The 14,929-nt window shown below is 34.9% G+C and carries 15 protein-coding genes; 9 read left to right on the forward strand and 6 right to left on the reverse strand.

What is annotated here, in order from left to right; genetic code table 11:
- Positions 1-20: 20 nt before the first annotated feature.
- The gene (locus KPL75_RS16430) at positions 21-2,804 is read right to left on the reverse strand and encodes a tetratricopeptide repeat protein (protein ID WP_219917013.1); all 2,784 of its coding nucleotides are present in this window, start codon (positions 2,802-2,804) and stop codon (positions 21-23) included.
- A 476-nt stretch (positions 2,805-3,280) separates the two neighbouring features.
- On the opposite strand from KPL75_RS16430, the gene KPL75_RS16435 reads away from it, so the two are divergent.
- Positions 3,281-3,874, forward strand: coding sequence for a DedA family protein (locus KPL75_RS16435; RefSeq protein WP_002010251.1), 594 nt, complete (start codon positions 3,281-3,283; stop codon positions 3,872-3,874).
- An 11-nt stretch (positions 3,875-3,885) separates the two neighbouring features.
- Here KPL75_RS16435 and KPL75_RS16440 read toward each other — a convergent pair whose 3' ends face one another.
- The 3 genes from KPL75_RS16440 to KPL75_RS16450 all read right to left on the reverse strand — a co-directional run bounded on the left by KPL75_RS16440 (position 3,886) and on the right by KPL75_RS16450 (position 5,141).
- Positions 3,886-4,314 (reverse strand): EamA family transporter, encoded by a 429-nt coding sequence (locus tag KPL75_RS16440; RefSeq protein WP_000100302.1) that lies wholly within the window; start codon positions 4,312-4,314, stop codon positions 3,886-3,888.
- Positions 4,315-4,422: 108 nt separating this feature from the next.
- A complete protein-coding gene (locus KPL75_RS16445) occupies positions 4,423-4,569 on the reverse strand; it encodes a BH0509 family protein (protein WP_000817786.1) in 147 nt (48 codons plus the stop codon).
- A gap of 155 nt (positions 4,570-4,724) precedes the next feature.
- The gene (locus KPL75_RS16450) at positions 4,725-5,141 is read right to left on the reverse strand and encodes a pyridoxamine 5'-phosphate oxidase family protein (protein ID WP_219917014.1); all 417 of its coding nucleotides are present in this window, start codon (positions 5,139-5,141) and stop codon (positions 4,725-4,727) included.
- Between the two features lie 178 nt (positions 5,142-5,319).
- Here KPL75_RS16450 and cax point away from each other — a divergent pair, with 178 nt between their 5' ends.
- A complete protein-coding gene (gene cax / locus KPL75_RS16455) occupies positions 5,320-6,375 on the forward strand; it encodes a calcium/proton exchanger (protein ID WP_219917015.1) in 1,056 nt (351 codons plus the stop codon).
- A 79-nt stretch (positions 6,376-6,454) separates the two neighbouring features.
- Positions 6,455-7,252: a YfkD famly protein gene (locus KPL75_RS16460; protein WP_078180149.1), complete on the forward strand. Its 798-nt coding sequence runs from the start codon at positions 6,455-6,457 to the stop codon at positions 7,250-7,252.
- Positions 7,253-7,289: 37 nt separating this feature from the next.
- Here the strand turns inward: KPL75_RS16460 and yfkAB are convergent, their stop codons facing one another.
- Positions 7,290-8,417, reverse strand: a complete 1,128-nt coding sequence (yfkAB, locus tag KPL75_RS16465; protein ID WP_219917016.1) for a radical SAM/CxCxxxxC motif protein YfkAB — start codon at positions 8,415-8,417, stop codon at positions 7,290-7,292.
- 213 nt (positions 8,418-8,630) lie between these two features.
- Here yfkAB and KPL75_RS16470 point away from each other — a divergent pair, with 213 nt between their 5' ends.
- The 6 genes from KPL75_RS16470 (at position 8,631) to truA (ending at position 14,556) form a co-directional block, all read left to right on the forward strand.
- Positions 8,631-8,813 (forward strand): SE1561 family protein, encoded by a 183-nt coding sequence (locus KPL75_RS16470; RefSeq protein WP_000513558.1) that lies wholly within the window; start codon positions 8,631-8,633, stop codon positions 8,811-8,813.
- A gap of 204 nt (positions 8,814-9,017) precedes the next feature.
- Complete coding sequence (gene fumA, locus KPL75_RS16475; RefSeq protein WP_219917017.1) at positions 9,018-10,541, forward strand: class I fumarate hydratase; 1,524 nt, start codon at positions 9,018-9,020, stop codon at positions 10,539-10,541.
- Between the two features lie 125 nt (positions 10,542-10,666).
- Positions 10,667-11,449, forward strand: coding sequence for a delta-lactam-biosynthetic de-N-acetylase (gene pdaA, locus KPL75_RS16480; protein WP_002151671.1), 783 nt, complete (start codon positions 10,667-10,669; stop codon positions 11,447-11,449).
- 59 nt (positions 11,450-11,508) lie between these two features.
- Positions 11,509-12,372: a DNA-3-methyladenine glycosylase family protein gene (locus tag KPL75_RS16485; RefSeq protein ID WP_219917018.1), complete on the forward strand. Its 864-nt coding sequence runs from the start codon at positions 11,509-11,511 to the stop codon at positions 12,370-12,372.
- Positions 12,373-12,382: 10 nt separating this feature from the next.
- Positions 12,383-13,762: a 23S rRNA (uracil(1939)-C(5))-methyltransferase RlmD gene (gene rlmD, locus KPL75_RS16490; RefSeq protein ID WP_219917019.1), complete on the forward strand. Its 1,380-nt coding sequence runs from the start codon at positions 12,383-12,385 to the stop codon at positions 13,760-13,762.
- Between the two features lie 56 nt (positions 13,763-13,818).
- A complete protein-coding gene (gene truA / locus KPL75_RS16495) occupies positions 13,819-14,556 on the forward strand; it encodes a tRNA pseudouridine(38-40) synthase TruA (RefSeq protein WP_219917020.1) in 738 nt (245 codons plus the stop codon).
- A gap of 146 nt (positions 14,557-14,702) precedes the next feature.
- Here truA and KPL75_RS16500 read toward each other — a convergent pair whose 3' ends face one another.
- Entirely contained in the window at positions 14,703-14,900 is a 198-nt protein-coding gene (locus tag KPL75_RS16500; RefSeq protein ID WP_219917021.1) for a hypothetical protein, read from the reverse strand.
- Positions 14,901-14,929 lie beyond the last annotated feature (29 nt).

A 14,929-nucleotide genomic window follows, 5' to 3' on the forward strand; every position in this document is an offset into this window, starting at 1 on the left:
AGTTGCTTGGTTTTTCTTATTTAAACAGTTGGTGTTTTATTTATTGTTTCTTGTGAAGCAATATGTTCATTATTTTGGTCGATATTTAACATGAATTTTCGTTGTAACAATTGCAATTTAAAGAGTGTTAAAGGATCATGATAAGTTTCTGGGTTCGTTCTTAGCTTTGTTAAAGTTTGCTCATCTTCTTGTATTTCAAGTTGGGCTGCTTCTACAGTTTGTTTCAATATGCTAAGAGGGTCCTTAAAGAACATCATGATATCACGTTCTAGCGCACCTTCAAATACTTCAAATTGAAGGAAGAATTGTTTTGAAATCATCTGAGCAACTTCTGTATAATCTTCTGTTTCAATATATTGTTTATATTTATTTGATAGCATAGATTGATTTTTTTGCATATTACCGAATAATTTCCCTGCACTCTTTAAGAAAAATTGTGTCGGTGTAAAGCGTAATAAAATATTGATGTTAGCTACTGTAATTCTATTCGTCATTCTTGCAACATCTCTATCCCAGTCGTCTAGTAATTTGAAATCACAAGGAAGTTTAATACGCTCTTCCTCATAGAGTTTATTAAAGGTATCGCCCATTTCATCTAAATAAGCCTGAGCTTGAATGAATTCATTATGAGCAGTTTCAATCCATTCTTGAATAGACCCAGTAAATTTAGGAAGAAGCACTTGTTGTACATGTTTTTGAATTCTTTCATTCATTGCTACATTTAGTTCTTCATGGACCAATTTGAAATCACTATCTTCTTGAACAAGATCAGAGCAACTCTGCAACAATTCAGGAATTTGAGAATGTATATCCTGCGTAATCTCTTCTTTCGTTAAGAGATAAGATTCTGTAATAGAACGAATTTTATCTTTTTGAATGGCAGTAAGATTATTAATAAAACCATCAAGTTTTACTAAAATATGTTTATTCCAGCGGACGGATTTCACTAACGTATTTTCTAATTCCACACGTTCATTTACAAGGTATGCAATTGTTTTTTGGATAAACCATAATAATTTTTCAATGCGTTCTTTTTCCACGTTACGCTGAGTAAGGTTAGAAAGAATAGAGTCTGTTACGTTACCTAGCTGTTCACTACTCTCTTGTGAAGGAGAGTAAGGGGAAAATTGTGCTTCTGGGAAATGTACGAGTATTTTCTTTTTAATGCTGTTCGTGATATTTTCACTAGTATTCGTATCAATTGTTTGTAAGACGAATTGAATTTGTAAATTTGGTACTTGCTTACGAATATATAATAATGTATCGAGCTCTTCATCATGTAATGGTGAAGCTGAGTTTAGTACATAGATGAGACTATCTGCTGCCTGTAAGTATTCAAAGTGAGAGCTGTTTTTGTCAAGTTGTCCATGCACAGTAGGTGTGACAAGGAATGAAAACTTATTTTTTCGTAAAAATCTACTTGGCAATTTAACCTCAATACATTTTCTTTCTAGTTCTGACTGAGAAGGTACCGCTAGTATGTTATGAAGTTCGTCAAAGTTTGGTATATTTCGTATATCTAGCTCTGTAAGCTCAGTTATTTCAGTTTGACTATTATCTTTAAATGTAATTGAAGTTGTTATAGCCTCATTTAATATATTTTCTCCTAGTATAGAGTTAATAAAGGCTGATTTATCATAATCGCTAGCTCCTGCTACTAGAAGTTGTGTAACAGTTAAATCGTATAACTCACGAACAAGTAGTGTGAATTGATGACCTAAATCTACATCATTCTTCTCAGCCCATACAGCAATCGTTTCAAATAATGCTGATACGTCTGCCATAGCAACATTTGCATGAGCTGATGCATTTGAAAGTAAGGCACATGCGCTTTTTACGAGTAATGATTCTAGAGTTGTCGGTGAAACTTCATTCCATGCTAATACTGCTGCGGAGACAAGTAAAGAATCTTCCGCTCTCATTAAACTAAACCAATTTGTTAATAAATCTGGTACAAGTCCTTGTAATTCATGCATGAAATGTTGTCCAGTAATCAATTCGAAGTACGTCTCTTGATAGCGAGTAGAAATTTCATTCCAATCGTCATTAGCATCTACTTCAATATGTAAGAATAGGTGATTTATTGTTTGAATCCAAGGTAGATGGAATGATTCATTTTCATAGCTGTTCCAAAGTGAAATAACAAGTCCTTTAAATTGAACTTGATCAATTGTATATAAGGCTTTTAAAGATTCATAGAAATACTCAGGTTTAATTTTTTTAGTAAAGCCTCTGTTCACATAATTGATTAAAGTATCGAACCAGTGTAATGACTTTGTTCGAATTCCTTCTTGAACAGCGAGTTCAATAGCATTATTCCAATCTTCTTGTTTTTCATAGAACGATCGAGCGATTGCAGTAATATTTGGATAGTCTGGTTGAAATGCAACAGCTTCGCTAATCGTCTTAAATGCTAGTCCTAAACGATTTTGCTCTATATAAAGAGAAAGAAGTTGTAGGGAAACTTCCATCGTAAGAGTTGTATCTTCTGTTTGGATAGATGTATAAATTTCTTCTGCTTTTGGCAAGAAATCTAATTCGAAATAAGCATCTGCAATATTCTTCATAGCCCAGAGAGCAAGTTCATTATTTACTTTCTCCCATTTGAATATAGCGGCTTCAAAGTCGTTAGTTTGAAAATAAACTTCACCTTGTGCGAAGCGAATATTAGATATGTTGGAGAATTCATTTTTGGATTCATTTATATATGCTTCACCGAGTACTTCCGCTACCGGAATGGAAGAGTCTTCTGTTAAAAATGTTTTATAGTAAATCTTTTGGATAAATTGTTTTTCAATGGTCATGTTCGTTCCCCCTGTATAATTTAGAAAAATGATGTTGTATGTAAAAGGGTGCATGTTACTCTAATAGGTAGAAGTTGCATTATATAGACCAAACTATGTTTTTGCTAGATATATCATTTTTCCTGAGAGTTAAACCGTTGCAAAAATTAACTTTCCTTTATTGTAACAAAAAAATAAGCCTATGAATTTTTATTTTTTATCTCGCTATTTATAGGCAGTAAGACTCCTACTCCAAAATTTAGTAAATGCAAGGAAGTTAAGTGGCGGCCCTGCTACCTGTAAAATCCCGATTGGTTCAGGCTAATAATCAGTGAGGATGGATAAAAAAACCACTGATTAAATCTCTGTTTAAGGAATGGAATAGAAGTAGAGTTCATTATAAAAACAATGTATAGTGAATATGTATACCATGTTTGTCTTAAAGATAGAATGGGCACAATATGGAATAACGATCGTGCATAGGATGTGTCTTCCGAATGGAACAACATATTGGCGAGTTAATCGCACATTATGGTTATTTTGGAATTATTATAGCTTTAGCTGGCGGGATTGTTGGATTGCCTATACCGGATGAGTTTTTGTTGACTTTTATTGGCTATAACATTTCAAAAGGAGTTATGTCCGGAACAGCTGCTTTTTTAAGTGGAATGGCAGGTGCAATGCTTGGCATTACATTAAGTTACATATTAGGTTTAAAACTTGGGCTCCCTGTTTTAAAAAAATATGGTCCGAAAGTTAGAATTAAGGAACATCATATTGAAAAAACACATATTTTATTTGAAAAATACGGTCCATTTCTTTTAATGATTGGTTACTTTATACCGGGAGTACGTCATTTAACAGCATATTTTGCGGGAGTCTCAAATTTAACATTTTGGCGTTTTTGCTTGTACGCTTACGGTGGTGCGCTCATTTGGATAAGTGTTTTTATCGGACTTGGCTGGAAGTTAGGAGAGAAGTGGCGATTTGTTGAGTATAGTTTACATCATTATGGAATATGGATTTTAATCATTTCAGCAGTTGTTACATGCATTGTATGGTTTTACATAAAGAAAAAGAAAAACCGCTAATAGCGGTTTTTTTAGCTGAAAGCAATAAATAGTACACCAGCTGTAATAAAGACTACACCGATACCAGTCATAAAGTTTAACTTTTCACCGAGTATAATCATCGCAAGAATAATAGAAAATACTACACTTAATTTATCGATAGGAGCTACTTGAGAGACCTTTCCTGTTTTTAAGGCAAGAAAATAAAATAGCCATGACGAAGCACCTGCAACCCCACTTAATGTGATAAATAGCAGTGCTTTTTTATTTAGCAGGACGTCGCCGATATTTTGAAATTTACCTTGTATAATAATAACTCCTATCATAAATAATGCCATAATAATAGAACGAACCGTTGTTGCAACGTTGGCATCGATTCCATCTAAGCCAATCTTTCCAAAAATAGATACGAGGGCAGCAGCAATTGCTGATAATAGTGCGAATAATAGCCATGAACTCATAGTGAAATTCCTCCAATCTTACATTATTATACATGAAAAACATTCTCATGTATAAATAACGAAATAAACCCCCGCCCTATATTTTTAATAAGGTGGGGGTTTATTATACTATTCTGCTATTTCTTCATATAAAAAGTACGTTACATTATAAATATGCTCTACTTCATCATCCGTCATAAATAATAATTCATCACGTTCAATCCCTTTTTTCTTTTCAATAAACTCGATCATGTTTTTTCGTTCTTCTCTTTTCATCAATTTTTATTTCTCCCCTCAATCTGTTTTAATACAGTTTATTTAAGTTACTGCTATTATATAACAGAATCTTTAGAAAGTTCCACCTATTTTATTGTTTTTTTCAGAAGGACTTTTCGACAAAACAAGCCCACCTAAGGGGGCTTGTTTTTATTTTATAGTCGTAAAAACTCGGGCTCGGTCGTACCGGCACTATCGATGTAATAAATTGTGTCGGGATTAATTTTAATTAGTACGTAATTAGGGTCTTCCGCACCGAGTAACCAGCGTTTTAAGCTATTAGTCCAAAATTTGTTTTTTAACGTTTGATCTTCTTCGATGGAAGCTATACCTTCAACTTCAATGTAATCTTCATCTAATTTCTTTCCCTCTCGCCCAAGTAGTACATGTACATTTGGATTCTTTTCGATATCTGTTATCTTTTTTGAATTTCGATCTGTTGCAACATATAGTACAAAATCTTCGTGGAAAAACATCATAAAGGCACCATGTGGTTTATCGTTACGTACAGTAGATAATATACCTGTTCGTTGACCTTGAATAATAGTTGCGATTTTTTCTTTTAAGTGCATGCTTATAACCTCTTTTCAAATTTTTAATTCTTTCTGTCTAAACAAGACAATTTAAATATCTTTCATACTGTTTTCTTCAATTCGATTTTTTAAACGTAATTGTGATGAAATCGGACAAGTTAGGAGAAGAATAATAATAATATTGAGGAGAAATACAGACGATGGAAGGATGGAAAGCATGTTTAATAAAATATTTCTTATAGTAGCGCTTATAGGTGTACCACTTTCTGTACTCGGAAAAACATTGCATTGGCCTCAAACAATTATGTTTGCTGTATATTGCATTACGATTATCGCATTAGCGGGGTTTATGGGGAGAGCAACAGAAAGTTTAGCAATTGTTTCTGGACCTCGGATAGGTGGATTATTAAATGCTACTTTTGGTAATGCGGTTGAACTTATCATTTCAATTTTCGCACTTCAAGCAGGGTTAATTGAAGTTGTGCTAGCTTCATTAACGGGTTCTGTACTTGGGAATTTATTATTAGTAGGAGGACTTTCCTTTTTTATAGGTGGCCTTAAATATAAAAGACAAAGTTTTAATGTGTATGATGCGAGGCATAATTCAGCTTTATTAATATTTGCTGTTGTCGTAGCCTTTGTTATTCCAGAGATTTTTTCAATGAAGATGGATGCTGGAAAGACGTATCAATTAAGTATTGGTGTTTCTATTATCATGATTATTATGTACCTTGCTGCATTGCTATTTAAGTTAGTTACGCACCGTGGTGTATATCAACATAAAAGTGATGAAGTAGCGCATGAGGAAGAGCCAGAGTGGTCCAAAAGTAAAGCGCTACTCATTTTAGCGATAGCAACACTTGCAGTTGCTTATGTGTCAGAGGCCCTCGTACATACTTTTGAAACGGTCGCAAAGTCATTTGGCTGGTCAGAGTTATTTATAGGGGTTATTATCGTTGCAATTGTTGGCAATGCAGCAGAACATGCATCTGCGATTATTATGGCATATAAAAATAAAGTGAATATCGCAGTGGAAATTGCAGTAGGTTCTACATTACAAATCGCTATGTTTGTTGCTCCTGTATTAGTACTTCTTTCGATGCTTTTTGCACAAAAGATGCCTTTAGTATTTACAATACCAGAACTTGTTTCTATGATTACAGCTGTTTTCTTAACCATTGCGATTTCAAATGATGGGGATACAAACTGGTTTGAAGGAGGCACTTTATTAGCGGCGTATGTCATTATGGGAATTGGTTTTTATTTATTATGAAAAATAGGGATAACAATGCTTCAGAGGGAAAACAATAAATACAGATTTATATACCTTTATGTAGGAAGGAGCCAGACAGGTGAAACGAGTATACAGCATATGTCTTTCAACCATGGTCTCGTTTATTTTATTATTTCCTAACAGTAGTTTTGCAAAGACAACGGTAGAAGTAAAAATGCCTTCATCTGTTTTAAATATTTCAAAAGATAATACATTTCCAAATGACGCACAAGATTTACCGCGTTTACAGCCAAGTAAGTTTGCGCAAGAACTATTGAAAACAGCAAATATCAAAATTGAAAACCCTGATTTAATTCGAATGTTTAATGAAACAACAATTTCGAATGCACCGCTTGCGGTAGGATACCGAGCGAAAATTTATTTAGGTCAATGGGCATTAAATTATGAGTCAATAGATACATCGATTAATTGGGAATATAAGCAAGTGAATCGAAATGTATATGATAATCGCGGAGGAGATCGTTTATATCCACTTCGCTATAAACAAGAAACTCAAAAGACAATCGAAGGCGATTTAACAGCGGATATGAAAGATGCTACAGATGTGAAAAAAATGATGCTTTTAAAAGCGCTTGAAAAAGTACAATTGCCACTTTCGTTTAAAACGACCATTGGTTATGGTACAGGACATGAGCGTGTTTATAATATTAGTCCAAGTCAACTCGGATATTTATATGCTTATACGCCAGCAGTAAATGAAAAAGGAAAAGTAACATTTGGAGAAGTGTACCTTGTTTTAAAGGGAAATCAAAAAAGGCTTGTCGTAAAAAATGTTACTTCTCAAGGAATTGGAGCTGCTATTCCAATTCATGATCATTTGTTTTTTAAATTTGTTTCTTCATCGCATTCACAATGAAATAAAAAACGTCAGCCTATAAGCTGACGTTTTTTATTTATAACATAATGTTTGATGTTTTTGATAAGAAATCTTCTTTTGGATAGTAGCTATTTTTTACAAGAACATTTGGTCCAAGACATTTAACAGCAGGACAATGACAACTTAATGATTGTGCTGTTTTTGAAGCGCTCCATTTTTCATATGCTTCTTGTAATGTGTTTGTTTGTATGTTTCCTAGAAGCGGAACATCACCAAAGTCCGTCACAATAATATTTCCATCGAAAATATTTACATTTAAACGAGAACGACCGTCTGGATCATTACGTACAGTTACATTTTTACTTTCATGTAATTTCTTAAATGTAGCTAAATCGCGTTCATCATCACTACATGCATAGAAAGGTAATGTTCCAAATAACATCCATACATTTTCATCACGAATTTCTAATAAATGTTCAATTGCTTTTCGAATTTCGTCTTTTGTTAAAATTTCAAGTGTGCTAGCAAAGTCACTTGGATACATCGGATGCACTTCATGACGTTTACAACCCATTTCTTCAACAATTTGACGATGGATATGTTCGATGTGTGGTAGAGTTCTTTTGTTTAACATCGTTTCGGCTGATACGAGTACACCTGCATCTGATAGAGCTTTACTATTTGTAATCATTCGTTCAAATAATTTTGCGCGTTGTTCATAAGTAGGTTTACGCTCCATCATTGCAAACCCGCCTTCAACGAAGTCATCAATTGTTCCCCAGTTATGTGAAATATGCAATACATCTAAGTAGGGAATAATTTGTTCGTAACGTGCTAAATCTATAGTTAAGTTTGAGTTGATTTGAGTGCGAACGCCTCGTTCATGGGCATATTTTAAGAGTGGTGTTACATAGTTGTCGACGGATTTCTTTGAAAGCATAGGTTCTCCGCCAGTAATACTTAAAGAACGTAAATAAGGAATCTCATCTAATCGTTTTAATAAAAGCTCCATCGGAAGCGGATTTGGATCTTTCGGCTGTAATGTGTAACCAACAGCACAATGCTCGCAACGCATATTGCATAACGTTGTCGTTGTAAACTCAACGTTTGTTAATAGTAGTTTGCCGTACTCTTCAAGGTCCATATACGCTTCCCATGGATCGTAAGAAGGAGTAATCGGCTTCATTTTTTGTGATATCGTCATATGAAATACTCCTTTGACTATTGAAATAACAATTTGTCCATTCTCTATAATAGAAGAATATGTACTTTTTATAAAGTGAAACTTTTTAGCGGAAAAAGAGAGAGGGCTTACATTATAGCGGATGATCTTGACAAAATTGATGAAATTTCATGCCCATAGCAATCATTTTTGCGGTATAATAAAAGCAACTCGAATTAAAAGGAGAGTGCCTTCATGGGAAAAGCAATTCAAGATAAAGATACACAATTAGTATATTTAAAAGAGCGTTTAAATATGTTCATTGAAGTAATTGATACGATTGAACCTGAAGAAGTAGAGTTAGAAGATGTAGATCGTCTTCTTGCGATGTTAGATGAATTAGAATTAAAATGTGAGCAATTTAAAAAAGACGAATAATATATTAAAAAGGCTGCCAATACAAAATTGGTAGCCTTTTTCTGTACGGATAATAGAAGGAATATAGAAAAAAAGGTATAATCAAGTTGTGAAAAATTTCATTAAACCGCAAATAGCGGGATAAATAAAAAGCTGAAGAGCATAACGATGGAATTTTCATTTCATAACGTTTTGGTAGCGTTCACAATTGAGGGGGAAGTAACAATGGAAAAGCTTCAAGAAAGCATGTATCAACTAATTGTTGAAACGTCAACGAACTTACCGAAAGATGTTCGTCGTACAATTCAACAAGCAAAAGAACGAGAAAGTGCAGGAACTCGCTCTGCGATGGCACTTGGCACAATTACGAATAACATTAAAATGGCAGATGATAATATCTCGCCAATTTGCCAAGATACAGGGATGCCAACGTTTAAAATTTATACACCGGTTGGTGTGAATCAATTAAAACTGAAGGAAGCTATCTATAGTGCTCTTGAGCGGGCAACGAAAGATGGTAAACTTCGCCCGAACTCTGTTGATTCTCTTTTTGGAGACAATAGCGGAAACAATTTAGGACCAGGTACACCTGTTATTAAGTTTGAACAATGGGAAAAAGATTACATTGATGCGCGTTTAATTTTAAAGGGCGGGGGCTGTGAGAACAAAAATATTCAATATAGCTTACCTTGTGAAATAGAAGGACTTGGACGAGCTGGGCGTGATTTAGAAGGAATTCGTAAATGCCTTCTTCATGCAGTATATCAAGCGCAAGGGCAAGGGTGTAGCGCAGGGGTAATCGGCGTCGGTATCGGGGGAGACCGCACATCAGGTTACGAATTAGCAAAAAATCAATTATTCCGTACATTAGATGATGTAAATTCAGTTCCAGAATTACAAAAGCTTGAAGAGTATGTATTAGAGAATGCAAATAAGCTAGGCATTGGTACGATGGGATTTGGCGGAGAAACAACTTTATTAGGTTGCAAAATTGGAGTATATAATCGTTTGCCAGCGAGCTTCTACGTATCTGTTGCGTATAATTGTTGGGCATATCGTCGTCTTGGCGTAACAATTCATCCTGAAACAGGTGAAATTATGGATTGGTTATACCAAGAAGGTGAAGATACACTTCAACAAGACGCTGCGCAAGAACAAACAGAGCAGCGTGAAATCGTATTACAAGCTCCAATTACAGAAGAGCAAATTCGTGAACTTCGTGTCGGGGATGTTGTTACAATTAACGGCATGATGTATACAGGTCGTGACGCAATCCATAAACATTTAATGGATAACGACTGTCCAGTAGATTTAAAGGGACAAATTATTTATCACTGTGGTCCAGTTGTAGTGAAAGATGAGAATGACAATTGGCAAATTAAAGCGGCAGGTCCAACGACAAGCATTCGTGAAGAGCCATATCAAGGCGATATTATGAAAAAGTTCGGTATTCGTGCTGTAATTGGTAAAGGCGGGATGGGTGCTAAAACATTAGCAGCTTTAGAAGAACACGGTGGTGTGTACTTAAATGCAATTGGTGGTGCAGCACAATATTATGCTGAATGTATTAAAGAAGTGAAAGATGTTGATTTCTTACAATTCGGTATCCCAGAGGCAATGTGGCATTTACGTATAGATGGTTTTAAAGCAGTTGTAACGATGGATTCTCATGGTAAAAGCCTACATGCTGATGTTGATAAAACATCACTTGAAAAATTGGCGAGCTTTAAAGAAGCTGTATTTAAGTAAAGAGAAGTGCATCTCGAATTATTCGAGGTGCATTTTTTGGTATATATAGAAAAACATGTTCAGCATGAAAGAAAGCAGGAAAACAGAAACTACAGGTACGATTATATATGGAAAGGAGACTATTTATGAAATATAAATGGTTATATATAGGTCTCATTTTTTCAATTATGATGGCACTTGTTCCAGTTTCAACATTTGCTTATACGAATACACCACATAACTGGGGGATCCCACGTCCTAAAAATGAAACGGTGCCAGATGCAGGGAAACTATATACAGAATTACTACAAAAAAATGGTGGGTTTTATTTAGGAGATACGAAGAAAAAAGATATTTATTTAACATTTGATAATGGATACGAAAATGGATATACAGGAAAGATTTTAGATGTATTAAAGGAGAAAAAAGTACCAGCAACTTTCTTTGTGACGGGACATTATATAAAAACACAAAAAGATTTATTATTAAGAATGAAAAATGAAGGACATATTATTGGTAATCATTCTTGGAGTCATCCAGATTTTACAGCAGTAAATGATGCAAAACTTCGTGAAGAATTAACGAGCGTAACGGAAGAGATTAAAAAGGTAACAGGGCAAAAAGAAGTGAAATATGTACGCCCTCCGCGAGGTGTATTTAGCGAAAGAACGTTAGCTGTTACGAAAGAAATGGGATATTATAATGTGTTTTGGTCGCTTGCATTTCTTGATTGGAAAGTAGATCAGCAAAGAGGATGGCAATACGCTCATAATAATGTAATGACTATGATTCATCCAGGATCTGTTTTGTTACTTCATGCAATATCAAAAGATAATGCAGAAGCACTTGCGAAAATCATTGATGATTTGCGCGAGAAAGGGTATCATTTTAAAAGCCTAGATGATTTAGTAAAAAGCAATCAACCGTAAGCATGTATGCTTGCGGTTTTCTCATGCTATAATGATGTGTAAAAAGGATGGGGAAACGTATGTGGAGCGAACATGTTACGTTAGAATATCCGTACCATTTTGAAGAAGTGCTAAAGCGTTTATCTTTTGACCCGTTAAACGTCATTCAATTAGACGAGAAAATAATCTATGTCCCGCTTCTTATAAACGAAGAACAAATTGTTGTTCGTTTGCAAGGGATTGGTACTGTTCAAAATCCACAGTTTTGGATTTCTAGTCAGGCAGGAGATCAAGAGAAAGTAATGAAACGAATGAGGTCCATTTTCCACTGGAATGAGCCGTTTCAAAATATACAAGATCATTTTTTAAACACATCATTACGTCCACTGTTTGAAACATATGCTTATACTCCAATTATATTAGAATTTGATTATTTTGCTTGTCTTCTTCGTTGTATTATTCATCAACAAATAAATTTAAAATTTGCTACGGTGCTAACAGATCAATTTGTAAAACGATATGGGACAGAGAAGAACGGCGTTTTCTTTTTCCCAACACCAGAAAGAGTAGCGAATATTTCAATAGAGGAATTGAGAGAGCAGAAATTTAGTCAGCGAAAAGCTGAATATATAGTAGGATTAGCAAAACATATTGTGGGCGGTAAATTAGATTTAGCAAGGATAGAAAACGAAACAGAAGAAGAAGTATCGGCACAATTGTTACCAATAAGGGGTATTGGAGCATGGACAGTGCAAAACTTTTTAATGTTTGGGCTTGGCCGGAAAAACATGTTTCCGGAAGCAGATATCGGGATTAGGCGTGCACTTCAAGGTATATTTCAATTAGATAATAAGCCTGATGATGCATTTTTAGAAAAAGTGAAACAAGAGTGTGAACCATATTGCAGTTATGCAGCGTTATATTTATGGAAAAGTATAGAGTAGAGGTGTAATAATGATACAAAAGCAACAAGAGAGTAAGTTGGAAGTTGGTCAAACGTTTCCTGTGACAATTAAACGTCTTGGGATTAACGGAGAAGGCGTTGGTTATTTTAAGAGACAAGTTGTTTTCATTCCAGGGGCATTACCAGGAGAAGAAGTTGTTGCTGAAGCAACGAAAATTCAGCGTGGCTTCGCTGAAGCGAAAGTGAAGAAAGTTCGTAAATCATCGCCACATCGCGTGAAAGCACCATGTTCAGTATATGAGGAGTGTGGTGGCTGTCAATTGCAGCATTTAGATTATAAAGAACAATTAAATCAAAAGCGTGATATCGTTGTACAAGCATTCGAAAAGTACATGAATAACAGTCTGGAAGAGAAAATTCGCCCGACGATTGGTATGGAAGATCCATGGCATTATCGTAATAAAAGTCAATTGCAAGTGGGGCGTAAAGACGAAAAGGTTATTACAGGGTTATATAAGCAAAACTCACATCAATTAATTGATATTTCTCATTGCATGATTCAACATAAAGCAACGAATGAAGCAACAAAAGTTGTAAGACGTATATTAGAAAAATTAAATGTTTCTATTTACAATGAGAAAAAACAAAAAGGTTTAGTACGCACAATTGTGACACGTACTGCAGTTCAAACAGGGGAAGTGCAAGTCACACTTATTACAACAAAAGAAGAATTACCAAATAAAGATCAATTTATCGCAGAAGTACAAAAACAAATGCCAAGTGTTAAATCAATTATGCAAAACGTAAACTGGCGTAAAACATCTGTTATTTTCGGTGATAAAACATTTAAATTAGCTGGTAAAGAAGTAATTCAAGAAACACTAGGTGATTTATCATTTGAATTATCAGCACGCGCATTCTTCCAATTAAATCCAGAGCAAACGGTTGTTTTATACGATGAAGCGAAAAAAGCAGCTGCTTTAACAGGAAACGAGAAGATTGTGGATGCGTATTGTGGTGTCGGTACGATTGGACTTTGGCTTGCGAATGATGCAGCGGAAGTACGTGGTATGGATGTAATTCCAGAAGCGATTGAAGATGCAAAGAAAAATGCAAAACGCCACGGATTCACAAATGCAAAGTATGAAGCTGGTAAAGCGGAACAATGGTTACCGAAATGGGTGAAAGAAGGCTGGAGTCCAGATGTCATTGTTGTTGACCCACCGCGTACAGGTTGCGATGATAAATTATTGGAAACAATTTTAAAGGTGAAACCGAAACAAGTTGTTTACGTGTCTTGTAATCCTTCCTCATTAGCACGTGATGTACAAGCATTAATGAAGAGTTATGAAGTGGAGTATGTGCAACCAGTTGATATGTTCCCACATACAGCTCATGTAGAAAATGTAGTGAAGCTTGTTAGAAAGTAAAGTTTATTAATATTCCCTCACGATATGAGGGAATATTTTCTGTGAAGGAGAATACTATGTACAATTATCAATTAACGATTCAGTACGACGGTGCTCGTTATAAAGGATGGCAGCGTCTCGGCAATAACGATAATACGATTCAAGGGAAAATCGAAAGTATAATATCTGAAATGGTCGGAAAAGAAATTGAAATTATCGGCTGTAGTAGAACGGATGCTGGTGTACATGCTTTGAATCAAGTAGCTAACTTTAAGAGTGATGAGAAGTTAGTAGAACATAAAGTGAAAAAGTATTTAAATCAATATTTACCAAATGATATTAGTATTACGAGTGTAGAAGAAGTACCAGATCGTTTCCATGCTCGTTACAATTCTAAAGCAAAAACATATCTTTATAAGATTTGGAATGAAGAGCATACGAACCCATTTATGCGTAAATACAGCATGCACGTGAATAAAAAATTAAATGTGAAAAGCATGAAGAAAGCTGCTCAATATTTAGTTGGTTCACATGACTTTACTGCTTTTTCGAATGCGAAGTCTAAGAAAAAGTCTATGGTTCGAGAAGTATATACACTTGAGGTGTCCGAAGAGGCAGGATTTGTACAAATTAGAATAAGTGGTAACGGATTCCTTCATAACATGGTGCGAAAAATTGTTGGAGCATTAATTGAAGTTGGATTAGGGCAATTAGATGCAGAAGCAATGCCGCAAATTTTAGAGGATAAGCAGAGAAATCAAATTAATTGCCTTGCTGAGGCGAGTGGATTGTACTTGGAGAAGATTGAGTTTTAGAAAAGATATGGATAAGAAAAAAGCACTCATTTGAGTGCTTTTTCTTTTATGCTGATGCAGTAGTCTTATCTTTTCGGAAAATCCCCATTAATCCTCCGATTAATAATAAAACACCTGGTAATAAGTAAACAATAGAATTTGTTAGTTCAAGAAGAGCGTTCTTTCTTCATACGTAGCTTCAAATTCCAAAAAGCAGCAAGCATAATAGCTGCAAAGGAGCCACTAATTGTGCCTAAGAGCTTTGCATGAGGAAAGCTACTCATATCAATGAATAGCATTATACATAGAATGGTAGGGAAAAGACCTAAGTAGTGTAATAACTTCAACTTCTTATCATTACTCATATACATTGCACCTTTCTAGCATGTTATAC

Source organism: Bacillus sp. NP247 (assembly GCF_018966865.1).
Taxonomy (GTDB): domain Bacteria; phylum Bacillota; class Bacilli; order Bacillales; family Bacillaceae_G; genus Bacillus_A.

What these genes read in the sequence shown, in the direction of transcription:
- KPL75_RS16430 (WP_219917013.1), bottom strand. Translation starts at nt 2,804, where the DNA reads ATGACCATTGAAAAACAATTTATCCAAAAGATTTACTATAAAACATTT.
- KPL75_RS16435 (WP_002010251.1), top strand. Translation starts at nt 3,281, where the DNA reads ATGGAACAACATATTGGCGAGTTAATCGCACATTATGGTTATTTTGGA.
- KPL75_RS16440 (WP_000100302.1), bottom strand. Translation starts at nt 4,314, where the DNA reads ATGAGTTCATGGCTATTATTCGCACTATTATCAGCAATTGCTGCTGCC.
- KPL75_RS16445 (WP_000817786.1), bottom strand. Translation starts at nt 4,569, where the DNA reads ATGAAAAGAGAAGAACGAAAAAACATGATCGAGTTTATTGAAAAGAAA.
- KPL75_RS16450 (WP_219917014.1), bottom strand. Translation starts at nt 5,141, where the DNA reads ATGCACTTAAAAGAAAAAATCGCAACTATTATTCAAGGTCAACGAACA.
- cax (WP_219917015.1), top strand. Translation starts at nt 5,320, where the DNA reads ATGTTTAATAAAATATTTCTTATAGTAGCGCTTATAGGTGTACCACTT.
- yfkAB (WP_219917016.1), bottom strand. Translation starts at nt 8,417, where the DNA reads ATGACGATATCACAAAAAATGAAGCCGATTACTCCTTCTTACGATCCA.
- KPL75_RS16470 (WP_000513558.1), top strand. Translation starts at nt 8,631, where the DNA reads ATGGGAAAAGCAATTCAAGATAAAGATACACAATTAGTATATTTAAAA.
- fumA (WP_219917017.1), top strand. Translation starts at nt 9,018, where the DNA reads ATGGAAAAGCTTCAAGAAAGCATGTATCAACTAATTGTTGAAACGTCA.
- pdaA (WP_002151671.1), top strand. Translation starts at nt 10,667, where the DNA reads ATGAAATATAAATGGTTATATATAGGTCTCATTTTTTCAATTATGATG.
- KPL75_RS16485 (WP_219917018.1), top strand. Translation starts at nt 11,509, where the DNA reads ATGTGGAGCGAACATGTTACGTTAGAATATCCGTACCATTTTGAAGAA.
- rlmD (WP_219917019.1), top strand. Translation starts at nt 12,383, where the DNA reads ATGATACAAAAGCAACAAGAGAGTAAGTTGGAAGTTGGTCAAACGTTT.
- truA (WP_219917020.1), top strand. Translation starts at nt 13,819, where the DNA reads ATGTACAATTATCAATTAACGATTCAGTACGACGGTGCTCGTTATAAA.
- KPL75_RS16500 (WP_219917021.1), bottom strand. Translation starts at nt 14,900, where the DNA reads ATGAGTAATGATAAGAAGTTGAAGTTATTACACTACTTAGGTCTTTTC.